This window comes from Burkholderia sp. Se-20378 (assembly GCF_017104665.1).
Lineage (GTDB): Bacteria > Pseudomonadota > Gammaproteobacteria > Burkholderiales > Burkholderiaceae > Burkholderia > Burkholderia lata.
In genome coordinates this window covers 1-10,645 of record NZ_JAAGPG010000289.1, presented here as the reverse complement: position 1 = coordinate 10,645, position 10,645 = coordinate 1, and the positions used below count along the sequence as shown (strand labels likewise).

The window sequence follows — 10,645 nt, the reverse complement described above, 5'->3', positions numbered from 1 at the left end:
CCGCCGGCGCTCCGGGCCCGTCAACACTTCCATCACTTCCTGCCTGGTATTAGTCAAAAACACAGTCTTATGCCTACCCGTTATTGTAAGTGGGTGACTGTGTCCGGCGTTTCAGGGGGCTGCTCCAACCGCATCTGCAGCATATTTCTGGTGTAGATCAATGATGATATTGAGAACGATACCTCTGATCTGCTGCGGTGTATCGACGGGGAGTGCCTCCATGTATTCCTGCACGTTGCGCTCGAACTCGCTTCGATCTCCCAATGTCACGGGCTTACCATCCTTGATACCAGTCTGCGCATAACGATAGAACGCAGCCAACTCAACATCATTGAATGCAGCTAGCGACTCCAAATGCCCATCAGCCGCGTATAGGTCGCGAATATGCGTTTCGGTTTCCGGCTGAGGAAATGCCGTTACCGATGGGTCGAGGCTTGGCACAAACCGGCTAATGAGCTCGTGCGCCCCCACTCGCTGCACTTGTATAAGGTTCCCCGGTCGGTCCAGGGGCTTTTTCGTTGCGTTCAAAGCCTGCTGCTCCGACAGTTGCTTCCGCGGTCGCATTGGCGCCCTTCATGAGCAAGCCCTCAATTGGAAGCCCCTGCCAGGCCGGTGAAGGTGTCCGGCTTTTCGCTCCGTCGAACTAGGCAGGGGCGAAGCTGTTTAGACTATCTGTCAGACGGCGTTGTGCCGGACCTCACACAGTGCCCGTTGGCGCGCCGCGAGATCCTTCGGCTCATCCCAATGGAAAAAGAACGTTCCGCGCACTCGATAAGCACGCGGATGCTTGCCCTTGATCTCGGCGTAGGCTTTTCGACAGGCTTGCTTTGTCGCAAGCATCGACGATAACGGAACGCCAAGATACCGGCGCCCATCTGGTAGGCGCCTGTCCTCCACAACTTGCCAGTAGGTCACATTAAAGGCGGCCTGCGCTCGGTCCTGCCTGTCCCATCGACGAAGTTGCTTTGTCGTCGGATGAAAATCAGGCAGCCAGGCAAGCTCAGTAGAGTTCGCATTAGCCACGACAACCTCCACTAAAGGTTAGTGGTCAGGTGCTAGTCGGTGTTCCCGCACCCTCAGCACCGCGTACGCCTGATCCCGTCAGGCAACGGTCGAACGCCTTCACGCACCGCCGTCTAGACGCCGCCCCTCGAGCAGTTCCTTCACTTCCTCAAGCATCTGCACAGCTGGCGGCAAATGTTGATCACGTACATGGCACCGACGCGCCTGATAGAGATGGAACAGAGCAACGTCCAGTTTGCCTTGCACGATTTCGACTTCGTATTCGTTCATCATAGGCACTCGATATCGATCAGGCTGCCGACAGACCGACATCCAATCATCTATCGTTCGGGGGTATTTTTGGGGGTACAAATCCCCCGATATCCCCCAACATCTCCACGCACTATCTAGACATGAATTCTGTCGGGGACCAGCCATCCTCATGGCCTCATCCACTTTCCCACGATCAAGTACCGCAACGTCGGCGACGAAACGCGCCTCACGTCGAAGCTGATCGGGAAGCGTCAGCATTCAACGCACACGCCAAATCAAATCGTCGCACTCGGCAAACCGAGGGTTCCGTTCGACTCGCGATCAAAGATCGTTGACTCTCCACATCAGCCCTAGTACACTTCGCGCCGCGGGGTGGAGCAGTCTGGCAGCTCGTCGGGCTCATAACCCGAAGGTCGTAGGTTCAAATCCTACCCCCGCAACCAATATCGAAGCCCGCTCTGCGAAAGCAAGCGGGCTTCTTGCTTTCCGCATGTACTGCGCCGTGTGCACTGACGGGCTGCACTGCACACGAATCACAGAACATTCAGCCCCAAGCATCCCCTGCGACACACGATCGCATCCCGCCCGATCGCCGCGGCCCTGCGCCACACATTGCGTAGAATTCCGAACCTTCTTCAGCATCCGGACTCCCGCAATGATTCGAGCGATCGCGGCACTCGCCGCGCTTTCAGCGATGACCGGCACGGCTACCGCCGCCGACACCGTCACAGCTCCCGCGAAGCAGCGCTATGTCAGCCCCGGCATCGCCAACATCACGAACGCGGCAGCACCCCACGCGGAAACCCCCTCCCCCGACTCACGCTGCCGTGAACTGGCCGCCGGCATCGACGCCGTCACGCACGCCCCCGATCGCGGTCAGAAGGTCGTGCGCGGGATGGGCCCGGACGGCAAGCCGCGCAACGAGCTGCGCGCTTACGACAAGCGCGCCGATCTCGAAACCGAGCATCACCGGCTCGGCTGCCGATAACGAACGCAACACCGCCCGGTCGAAAAATCACGCCGGGCGTCGGCATTCACACACTCACGCGTTCGCGCCACCATCGATCGTCAACCCGGTCCCGTTGATCGACCGCCCTTCCGGCCCGACCACGAACGCGACGAGTGCCGCCACGTCGTCGGCCTTGCCGTACTGCGGGATCGCCATCCGCGAGCGCTGCGCACCGGCATGCTCGCCGTCGGCCGGGTTCATGTCGGTGTCCGTCGACCCCGGATGCACGATGTTGACCGTGATGCCGCGCGAACCGAGATCGCGCGCGAGCCCCTGCGTCCAGCCGATCAGCGCGGCCTTGCTCGCCGCATAGAGGCTCATCCCCGCATCGGGCACGCGCGTCGCGAGGCAGCTGCCGGTCGACACGATGCGTCCGCCCTCCCCGAGATGCCGCGCCGCCGCCTGCGACGCGACGATGACCGCGCGCACGTTCACGTTCAACGTTGCGTCGATATCGTCGAGCGTGAGGTCGTCCAGCGCGCCAGCGCGGAAAATCCCCGCGTTGTTGACGAGAATGTCGAGGCCGCCGAACGCCTCCGCGGCACGATCGACCGCGTCGCGCACGGCCACCGGATCGGCGCTGTCGGCCTGGATCGCGACGGCACGGCGGCCCAGCGCCTCGATGCCGGCGACGACGGCCTGCGCCCGCTCGGCCGATTTCTCGTAGGTAATCGCAACGTCCGCGCCATCGGCCGCCAGCCGTTTCGCAATCGCCGCACCGATGCCGCGGCTGCCGCCCGTGATGAGTGCACGCTTGCCCTGAAGCCGGTTCATGTCGGTTCCTTTCCTCATTTATGTAACGACCGACACAGAATGTGGCAAGTTGCGCGACACAGTCAATTGATTTAATTTATCGATCGATACAGATATCGACGAAGGAACGGACGCAATGGCTGAACGGGGCCGACCGAGAAGCTTCGACAAGGAAGCGGCGCTGGATCGCGCGATGGAGGTGTTCTGGCGCCTCGGCTACGAAGGCGCGTCGATGACCGACCTGACGGCCGCGATGGGCATCGCGTCGCCGAGCCTGTATGCGGCGTTCGGCAGCAAGGAAGCGTTGTTCCGGCAGGCGCTCGAGCACTACGGCGCAACGGAAGGACGGGAAATCTGGAGTGGCGTCGAACAGGCCGGCAGCGCGCACGACGCCGTGCGGAACTACCTGATGGATACCGCACGCGTGTTCACGCGGCGGTCGAAGCCGGCAGGCTGCCTGATCGTGCTGTCTGCACTGCACCCGGCCGAGCGTTCCGATACGGTCCGGCAAACACTGATCGCGATGCGCGAGCGCACGGTCGAGAACCTGCGCGAGCGCCTCAAGCAGGGTGTCGCGACCGGGGAGATCGCCGCACAAGCGAACCTCGACGCGATCGCGCGGTACTACGTCACGGTCCAGCAGGGGATGTCGATCCAGGCGCGCGACGGTGCGAGCCGTCGCGATCTGGAGGCCGTCGCGCAAGCCGCGCTGGCCGCATGGCCAACGCTCGTCGGTACGGGCGGCGCGTAGCGGCAGGACGCCACCGCCGCACCGTATCGTTACTGCTTCGCCGCGTGCTGCACGTCCTTCGACGCATGCCACACGCGATAGCGCACCTCGAAGCCGTCCGGCACATAGACGACGAGCGGCAGGCGGCTGTTGTAGCGCAGCAATTGGCCGTCGCCGCGCACCTGCACGAACCGTTGCTGCGGCGCCTGTCCCGGGCATGCCATCAGCGTCGATGCCGGCCCCTTCACGTCGGCGAGCTGGTAGTACGTATAGCCCCAGCCCTTCACGTCCTCGGCGGTCAGTTCGCCGCCGAACCACTGCTGGTTGCAGTCGGTCTGCAGCGTCTTGCCGATCATCAGCTCGACGCGCGCGTCGCCTTCGTTCTCGAGCGCTGGCAGCGCGATCACGACGCGCTGCTGGCCGGCCGCTGCCTGCGGAAACATCTTGATCGACTCGGCCGGCACGGCAGGCGCCGAGGCAGGCCCGGCCACGCAGGCGGCGGCAGTCGTCACGCAGAAGGCGGCCAGTGCGGCCCGGATCGCGAATTTCATCGATGTACTCCTGAAAAACAAATGAGCCTCGGATGCTAACACTTTCGTCGCAAGACCTTACGGCGCTGTAATTTGACGACACAATTGCAAACAGCTGGCAATCCCCTTGCGCGGTACTTATAGGGGAACCAACGGAGAACATCATGCTGAAGCTCATTGCTGCCGCCGGCGTCGCCACCCTGCTGGCCGGCTGCGTCGTCGCCCCGGACGCCGGATACGGCTACGGGCAGCCCTACTATTCCGATCCTGGCTACGCGTACGCCCCGTCGCCGGTGTACGGCACGGTCAATATCTGGGGGGGTGGCGGCGGACGCGACTGGGATCGCGACCGGCGCGATTACCATCGCTGGGACGGCGATCGTGGCAACCGCGGCAACGGCTGGGGCCGCGGCGGCGGACACCGCGGTGGCGACTGGAACGGTGGCGGCGGTGGCCATCGCCACTGACGCGCATTTGCAACCGTTTGTATCCGCGCACGGCCCGCCGACGGCCGACGCGTCACGCAGTTGAACGGACGGTCGCGTAAAGGACAAAGGCCCTCGCACGAAGCGAGGGCCTTTTGTCGTCCGATGCGGTGAAGCAAACGGCGGCGGCGCCGACCGTTCACACCTCACGCGTCCGCGCGCTTACCAGCCGGCCGGCTGCGCGTAGCCGCCCGACACAGGTGCACCGCACACATACGCGCGCTGGTAGCGGTCGTAGCAATAGTTCGGGCCGTCGTCCTGGTACTGCGCCTGCTGGTAGGTCGGATACGCAGGCTGCTGGTACGCAGGCGCCTGGTAGTACGTCGGCGGCTGATAGGCCGGTGCCTGGTACGCGGGCGCCTGATACGCGACGGGCGGATTCATCGCGGACGTCACGATCGCGCCCAGCACTGCGCCACCGATCAACGCGCCGATGACGGCGCCACCGTCGCGGCCATGCGCGGACGCCGGACCTGCCACGGCAAGCGAACCGGCGAGGACACACACTGCGGCAATTTTTTTCATGATGGACTCCCACGCGAAGTGGTACTGGATGCGATGCATTGTGGCGGCTTGCGGCCGTAATAGATGCAGCAAGTGGTAACGCGCGATTACCGGTATCACGCGCATCGAAATGCACCGTCGCCGTGCTACGATTTTCGGCATACAGGAGACGCCGTCATGCAGCCCGAAACCGCCCGCCGTTTCGATACGGAATTCGCCCCGCGCATCGCACAGGCGATCGCCGCCTTCTTCGCCGATCACGTGCTGACCGACGTCGTCCCGTATGGCGGCCACGGGCACCCGACGTGCGTGCAGATCCGCAGCGCGCCGCACGAGCATGTCAGCGGCTTCGACCATCCGCTGAACCTCGAGCTGACCTGGGACACCGACGAAATCGAGCGGCTGATGGAGCCGGACGGCCCGCAACGCTTCGAACACTACCTGGCCGCGCTGCCGAAAAAGCTGGGCGCGTGGCAGGGCGCACGCGACATCGATCTCCTGTCGCGCACGCAGGCCGACCCGCTCGTGCGGCTCGGCGGCCTCGACTTCGAAGGCTGAGTGTCGGCGTCGCGCCATGCGGCCCGGTGATACACTCGACCGGCCCCGCTCCGGTACAGTCGCGCCGGCCGGGCCGCTCATCGCCGCCTCCACCCTTCCGCATGGTTGCGCACGCATCCGGCAACCGGGAGCGCGGACAACCACGCATCTGCTCCCGCCATGAACGCCGATACCGGCCTGCCGCTTCCGCAACGCTACTGGGCGATCGTCTGCGTCGCACTTGGCATCACGCTCGCGGTGCTCGACGGCGCCATCGCGAACGTCGCGCTGCCGACGATCGCGCGCGACCTGCACGCATCCGACGCCGCATCGATCTGGATCGTCAACGCGTACCAGCTCGCGGTCACGATCACGCTGCTGCCGCTCGCGTCGCTCGGCGAGCGCATCGGCTATCGCCGCATCTACATCGCGGGGCTCGCGCTGTTTACCGCGGCGTCGCTCGGCTGCGCGCTCGCCAGCTCGCTGCCGATGCTGGCCGTGATGCGCGTGATCCAGGGCTTCGGCGCGGCCGGCATCATGAGCGTCAACGCGGCGCTCGTGCGGATGATCTACCCGTCGTCGATGCTCGGGCGCGGGCTGTCGATCAATGCGATGGTGGTGGCGCTGTCGTCGGCGATCGGGCCGACGGTCGCGTCCGCGATCCTGTCGTTCGCATCGTGGCCGTGGCTGTTCGCGGTCAACGTGCCGATCGGCATCGCCGCGGTATTCGGCAGCCTGCGCGCGCTGCCGTCCAACCCGCTGCACGATGCGCCGTACGATTTCCCGAGCGCGCTGATGAACGCGTGCGTGTTCGGCCTGCTGATCACGGCCGTGGACGGGCTCGGCCACGGCGAAGGCCATGCGTACGTCGTGGCCGAACTGGCCGTCGCGTTCGTCGTCGGCTACTTCTTCGTGAAACGGCAGCTGTCGCAACCTGCCCCGCTGCTGCCCGTCGACCTGATGCGCATCCCGATGTTCGCGCTGTCGATCTATACGTCGATGGCGTCATTCACGTCGCAGATGCTCGCGTTCGTCGCGCTGCCGTTCTGGCTGCAGAACTCGCTGGGCTTCTCGCAGGTCGAGACGGGCCTGTACATGACGCCGTGGCCGCTCGTGATCGTGTTCGCCGCGCCGCTCGCGGGCGTGCTGTCGGATCGCTATTCGGCCGGCATCCTCGGCGGGATCGGGCTCGCACTGTTCGCGGCCGGGCTGCTGTCGCTCGCGACGATCGGCGCGCACCCGGGCACCGTCGATATCGTGTGGCGGATGGCGCTGTGCGGTGCGGGCTTCGGGTTGTTCCAGTCGCCGAACAACCGCGCGATGCTGTCGTCGGCGCCGCGCGAACGCAGCGGTGGCGCGGGCGGCATGCTGAGCACCGCGCGGCTGACCGGGCAGACGCTCGGCGCCGCGCTCGTCGCCTTGATTTTCGGGCTCGTGCCCGATCGCGGGCCGACGATTGCGCTCTATGTCGCCGCGGCATTCGCGGCCGTGGCCGCGGTCGTCAGCATGCTGCGCATCACGTCGCCTCGGCCGGACACCGCGACCTGACACCACCGCTCGCTGCCCTGAGCCCCGCGCGTCATTCGGCGTCGAGCGCGTCCATCACGAAGCGCACGCGCGCCTGCACGTTCTCGCGCGGCAATTCGATCAGCCGGTAGCCATATGACGTGTAGCACGCGACCATCGCGTCGTAGGTGCGCACCGCTTCCGCGAAATCCTGCCGGCGCTCGGTGTCCTGCGCGTAGATGTCCGGCCACGGCGGCGCGATGAACACGCGCCGGTGATAGCGGAAACGGCGGGCCGCGGCTTCCGCATGCGCGGGCACCGCGAGCCCCGTCAGCCGTAGATAGCCGACCACGTCCGGTACGCCTCGATCGAAGAACACGGGCCCCCGCGCGTGGCGTGCGAGATCGTACGAGCGCATCTCCCAGCTCAGCATCAGCTCGGCGAACGCGGCCGGATCGCGCCATGGCAACGCCTCGCCGTCGATCGCCATCTGGTCGCGAATCACGCCGCGACCGGCTTCCTGCGAGCGCGCGAAACCGGCGCCTTCGAGCGCGTCGAGCAACGTGCTCTTGCCCGAACCCGGGCCACCGGTCACGACGAAGAAGCGCCGGGTGGCTTCTTCGGTCGCATCGTCCTCAGTGCCGGGCGCCTGCACGACCTCACGCATGCGCAACCCGCCGGCCCGCGCGCCGCGTGACCGACGCGGCCGCCGCGACACTGCGCAAGTCGGCAACGAACGTGTCGCGCCAGACCGACAGGTCGTTCACGCGCAACCGCGCGAGGTTTTCCTCGTGGCGCGCCTGCCGCTCCGCGAGCGGCATCGACAGCGCGCGCTCGAGCGCCTCGGCCATCTGCGACAGGTCGTACGGATTGACGAGGAGCGCGCCGGTCAGCTCGGCCGCCGCGCCCGCGAACTCCGACAGCACGAGCACGCCCGGATCGGCCGGATCCTGCGATGCGACGTACTCCTTCGCGACGAGATTCATCCCGTCGCGCAGCGGCGTCACGTAGCCGACCTGCGACATCCGGAAGAACGCCATCAGCAGGTTGCGCTCGTACTTGCGGTTCAGGTACTGGATCGGCGTCCAGTCGAGCTGCGAGAAGCGGCCGTTGATGCGGCCAGCCTCGCCTTGGAGCGTTTCGCGAATGTCCTGATAGGTCTTCACGTCGGAACGCGTCGGCGGCGCGATCTGCAGGAGCGACACGCGCCCCTGCCAGCCCGGCGCGTTCGCGAGCATCCGCTCGAACGACTGGAAGCGCTCGACGAGGCCCTTCGAGTAGTCGAGGCGGTCGACGCTCATCACCAGCTTGCGGCCGTCGAGCGCTTCACGCAGCATCTTCACCGGCTTGCGCGCGCTGTACTGGACGGCCGCCTGCGCGATCGCGTCGGGATGCACGCCGATCGGATAGGCGGCGACCTTCACGACGCGGCCATGCGCGTGCAGCATTCCGTCGTCGCTCGCCGCGCCGATCCCGCGCCGTTCGATGTAGTCGGTGAACGCCTGCTTGTCGGTCTCGGTCTGGAAGCCCGCGACGTCGTACGCGCACATGAACTTCACGAGTTCCTCGTGCGGCGGCACGAGACGCAGCATGTCGGGCGACGGAAACGGAATGTGCAGGAAGAAGCCGATCGGGTTCTTCACGCCGAGCTCGCGCAGGTAATGCGCGAACGGCAACAGGTGATAGTCGTGCACCCAGATCAGGTCGTCGGGGCGCAGCAAGGCGGCAAGCTGCTTTGCGAGCATCGCGTTCACGCGCAGATAGCCCGCGTACTCCTGGCGGTCGAAGCGCGCGAGATCGCCGCGGTAATGGAACACGGGCCACAGCGTCGCGTTCGAGAAGCCGCGGTAGTACTGATCGTAGTCGCGCCGGGTCAGCCCGACCGTCGCATAAGTGACGTTGCCGTCCCGCTGGATCGCGGGCTCGGTGTCGGGTGCATCGACGATCTCGCCGTTCCAGCCGAACCAGACGCCGCCCGTTTCCTTCAGCGCGTCCATCACGCCGACCGCCAGGCCACCCGCGCTCGGGCGCGTGTCCTCGCCGGCGGCGACACGGTTCGATACCACGATCAATCTGCTCATGCGGCTTCCCCTCCTCGATTCGATTGGCTGGCGCGCGGCGCGCACCAAGGCGGACACGGCTGCCCGAAGGCGGCCGTGCGGCGATTCAGACGTGAGCAATGCAGGTGTGAAAGACAGCGGCGGAATGCGGCGGCAACGACATCAGGCGTCCTGCTCCTGGCCGAGATCCCGCTGATAGTCGAGCCCTTCCGGGCGGGCGCCGCCCTGGTTGTGATCGCCGTCGGACGGCGGCTCGCCGGGCGCACCGGCAGGCGGTGCCGGCGGTGCGTCGGTCTGCGGACGCGGGCGGTCGCCCCCTGCTTCAGGCGGCCGGGGCGAAAACCGTTTCGAACGGCGCATGGCTGGGTGTCTCATATGCGGCGCGGCCCGAGGCCGGTGTAGAAACATTCCATAACTCAAAAGTCTAGGTCGCTTCCTTGCATGCCAAGGTAACAATTGCCTTCAATTTGTAACGTTTCGACCCCTCAAGATTCATCTGTCCGACAATGACGCCGCGCGCACACGCGCAGCCTGCCGTCCGGCGATTTGTCAAAGCTTTGCAGTTTCCCTATGACAATTGCGAAACAATGACGCGGCATGACGGCGTGCATGCGACGCCGCTCACCCAGACAGGACTTGCACTCAGGGATGAACATTCGTTTCGAATCGCCGCGCCGGGCCATGCCGGCGCGCGTCGTGCTGGCCGCGATCGCCACGGCCGCACTGCTGTCCGGCTGCAACTCGCTGTACAGCGAGGGCGCGACAGCCGGCGCCGGTATCGCGGGCGCCGCGATCGCCTCCAAGGTCACCAACAACGCCGCCGTCGCGACGGGCATCGGCCTCGGCGCCGTCGCCGGCGCGCGCGCAGGCGTCCAGTACACGCAGCGCGTCGCACACCGTTACACACAGGAACAGATCGCGAAGGCCGCCGGCCCGCTCGAAGTCGGTGGCGTCGCGCCGTGGTCGACGCACCACTCGTTCCCGATCGAGGACGACGAGCAGGGGCGCGTGACAGTCAGCCGGATGATCAGTGTCGGCCCGCTCGACTGCAAGGAAATCGTGTTCGCGGTCGACACGCCCGCCAAGGCCGACAAGGCCGCGCAATCGGCGTTCTACGTCGCCACGATCTGCCGCGACGGCCCCGCGTGGAAATGGGCGTCGGCCGAACCGGCGACCGAACGCTGGGGCGCGCTGCAATGAGCGTCGCGCTCCGTATCGCGGCCATCGGCGCGCTATGCGCGGCGACGGCCACGCTG

15 protein-coding genes and 1 tRNA gene are annotated in these 10,645 nt (G+C 65.9%); 7 read left to right on the top strand and 9 right to left on the bottom strand.

Annotated features, from left to right (window positions below):
• Positions 1-111 precede the first annotated feature (111 nt).
• From G3N93_RS25400 to G3N93_RS25390, 3 genes are all read right to left on the bottom strand, one after another.
• A complete protein-coding gene (locus G3N93_RS25400; RefSeq protein ID WP_206134204.1) occupies positions 112-441 on the bottom strand; it encodes a hypothetical protein in 330 nt (109 codons plus the stop codon).
• A 234-nt stretch (positions 442-675) separates the two neighbouring features.
• A complete protein-coding gene (locus G3N93_RS25395; RefSeq protein WP_206134203.1) occupies positions 676-1,023 on the bottom strand; it encodes a hypothetical protein in 348 nt (115 codons plus the stop codon).
• Positions 1,024-1,122: 99 nt separating this feature from the next.
• The gene (locus G3N93_RS25390) at positions 1,123-1,293 is read right to left on the bottom strand and encodes a hypothetical protein (RefSeq protein ID WP_206134202.1); all 171 of its coding nucleotides are present in this window, start codon (positions 1,291-1,293) and stop codon (positions 1,123-1,125) included.
• A gap of 348 nt (positions 1,294-1,641) precedes the next feature.
• On the opposite strand from G3N93_RS25390, the gene G3N93_RS25385 reads away from it, so the two are divergent.
• Positions 1,642-1,718: transfer RNA gene (locus tag G3N93_RS25385), tRNA-Met, on the top strand.
• Positions 1,719-1,930: 212 nt separating this feature from the next.
• A complete protein-coding gene (locus tag G3N93_RS25380) occupies positions 1,931-2,263 on the top strand; it encodes a hypothetical protein (RefSeq protein ID WP_206134201.1) in 333 nt (110 codons plus the stop codon).
• 54 nt (positions 2,264-2,317) lie between these two features.
• Here the strand turns inward: G3N93_RS25380 and G3N93_RS25375 are convergent, their stop codons facing one another.
• Positions 2,318-3,058, bottom strand: coding sequence for an SDR family NAD(P)-dependent oxidoreductase (locus G3N93_RS25375; protein WP_105815024.1), 741 nt, complete (start codon positions 3,056-3,058; stop codon positions 2,318-2,320).
• Between the two features lie 115 nt (positions 3,059-3,173).
• Between G3N93_RS25375 and G3N93_RS25370 the strand changes: the two genes are divergently transcribed.
• The gene (locus G3N93_RS25370) at positions 3,174-3,788 is read left to right on the top strand and encodes a TetR/AcrR family transcriptional regulator (protein WP_206134200.1); all 615 of its coding nucleotides are present in this window, start codon (positions 3,174-3,176) and stop codon (positions 3,786-3,788) included.
• Positions 3,789-3,817: 29 nt separating this feature from the next.
• Here the strand turns inward: G3N93_RS25370 and eco are convergent, their stop codons facing one another.
• Positions 3,818-4,318, bottom strand: coding sequence for a serine protease inhibitor ecotin (gene eco / locus G3N93_RS25365; RefSeq protein ID WP_174942869.1), 501 nt, complete (start codon positions 4,316-4,318; stop codon positions 3,818-3,820).
• Positions 4,319-4,461: 143 nt separating this feature from the next.
• On the opposite strand from eco, the gene G3N93_RS25360 reads away from it, so the two are divergent.
• Positions 4,462-4,764 (top strand): hypothetical protein, encoded by a 303-nt coding sequence (locus tag G3N93_RS25360; RefSeq protein WP_206134199.1) that lies wholly within the window; start codon positions 4,462-4,464, stop codon positions 4,762-4,764.
• Positions 4,765-4,944: 180 nt separating this feature from the next.
• On the opposite strand, the gene G3N93_RS25355 is transcribed toward G3N93_RS25360, so the two are convergent.
• Positions 4,945-5,346, bottom strand: a complete 402-nt coding sequence (locus G3N93_RS25355; protein ID WP_011352835.1) for a hypothetical protein — start codon at positions 5,344-5,346, stop codon at positions 4,945-4,947.
• Between the two features lie 117 nt (positions 5,347-5,463).
• Between G3N93_RS25355 and G3N93_RS25350 the strand changes: the two genes are divergently transcribed.
• The gene (locus G3N93_RS25350) at positions 5,464-5,844 is read left to right on the top strand and encodes a DUF5594 family protein (RefSeq protein ID WP_174942888.1); all 381 of its coding nucleotides are present in this window, start codon (positions 5,464-5,466) and stop codon (positions 5,842-5,844) included.
• A gap of 159 nt (positions 5,845-6,003) precedes the next feature.
• Positions 6,004-7,371, top strand: a complete 1,368-nt coding sequence (locus G3N93_RS25345; protein WP_206134198.1) for an MFS transporter — start codon at positions 6,004-6,006, stop codon at positions 7,369-7,371.
• A gap of 31 nt (positions 7,372-7,402) precedes the next feature.
• Here the strand turns inward: G3N93_RS25345 and G3N93_RS25340 are convergent, their stop codons facing one another.
• The 3 genes from G3N93_RS25340 to G3N93_RS25330 all read right to left on the bottom strand — a co-directional run bounded on the left by G3N93_RS25340 (position 7,403) and on the right by G3N93_RS25330 (position 9,749).
• Positions 7,403-7,996 carry an AAA family ATPase gene (locus G3N93_RS25340; protein ID WP_174942892.1) on the bottom strand — a complete coding sequence of 198 codons (594 nt, stop codon included), beginning with the start codon at positions 7,994-7,996 and terminating at the stop codon, positions 7,403-7,405.
• Complete coding sequence (otsA, locus tag G3N93_RS25335) at positions 7,989-9,410, bottom strand: alpha,alpha-trehalose-phosphate synthase (UDP-forming) (protein ID WP_206134197.1); 1,422 nt, start codon at positions 9,408-9,410, stop codon at positions 7,989-7,991. Before otsA ends, G3N93_RS25340 begins: the two co-directional genes overlap by 8 nt.
• A gap of 141 nt (positions 9,411-9,551) precedes the next feature.
• Positions 9,552-9,749, bottom strand: coding sequence for a hypothetical protein (locus G3N93_RS25330; protein WP_174942896.1), 198 nt, complete (start codon positions 9,747-9,749; stop codon positions 9,552-9,554).
• 288 nt (positions 9,750-10,037) lie between these two features.
• Here G3N93_RS25330 and G3N93_RS25325 point away from each other — a divergent pair, with 288 nt between their 5' ends.
• The gene (locus G3N93_RS25325) at positions 10,038-10,589 is read left to right on the top strand and encodes a hypothetical protein (RefSeq protein ID WP_174942899.1); all 552 of its coding nucleotides are present in this window, start codon (positions 10,038-10,040) and stop codon (positions 10,587-10,589) included.
• Positions 10,590-10,645 lie beyond the last annotated feature (56 nt).

Bases quoted from the DNA above. Each gene is read 5' to 3' on its own strand.
- G3N93_RS25325 (WP_174942899.1), top strand. From the start codon at position 10,038: ATGAACATTCGTTTCGAATCGCCGCGCCGGGCCATGCCGGCGCGCGTC.
- G3N93_RS25355 (WP_011352835.1), bottom strand. From the start codon at position 5,346: ATGCATCGCATCCAGTACCACTTCGCGTGGGAGTCCATCATGAAAAAA.
- G3N93_RS25375 (WP_105815024.1), bottom strand. From the start codon at position 3,058: ATGAACCGGCTTCAGGGCAAGCGTGCACTCATCACGGGCGGCAGCCGC.
- eco (WP_174942869.1), bottom strand. From the start codon at position 4,318: ATGAAATTCGCGATCCGGGCCGCACTGGCCGCCTTCTGCGTGACGACT.
- G3N93_RS25350 (WP_174942888.1), top strand. From the start codon at position 5,464: ATGCAGCCCGAAACCGCCCGCCGTTTCGATACGGAATTCGCCCCGCGC.
- G3N93_RS25370 (WP_206134200.1), top strand. From the start codon at position 3,174: ATGGCTGAACGGGGCCGACCGAGAAGCTTCGACAAGGAAGCGGCGCTG.
- otsA (WP_206134197.1), bottom strand. From the start codon at position 9,410: ATGAGCAGATTGATCGTGGTATCGAACCGTGTCGCCGCCGGCGAGGAC.
- G3N93_RS25360 (WP_206134199.1), top strand. From the start codon at position 4,462: ATGCTGAAGCTCATTGCTGCCGCCGGCGTCGCCACCCTGCTGGCCGGC.
- G3N93_RS25345 (WP_206134198.1), top strand. From the start codon at position 6,004: ATGAACGCCGATACCGGCCTGCCGCTTCCGCAACGCTACTGGGCGATC.
- G3N93_RS25340 (WP_174942892.1), bottom strand. From the start codon at position 7,996: ATGCGTGAGGTCGTGCAGGCGCCCGGCACTGAGGACGATGCGACCGAA.
- G3N93_RS25330 (WP_174942896.1), bottom strand. From the start codon at position 9,749: ATGCGCCGTTCGAAACGGTTTTCGCCCCGGCCGCCTGAAGCAGGGGGC.
- G3N93_RS25390 (WP_206134202.1), bottom strand. From the start codon at position 1,293: ATGAACGAATACGAAGTCGAAATCGTGCAAGGCAAACTGGACGTTGCT.
- G3N93_RS25380 (WP_206134201.1), top strand. From the start codon at position 1,931: ATGATTCGAGCGATCGCGGCACTCGCCGCGCTTTCAGCGATGACCGGC.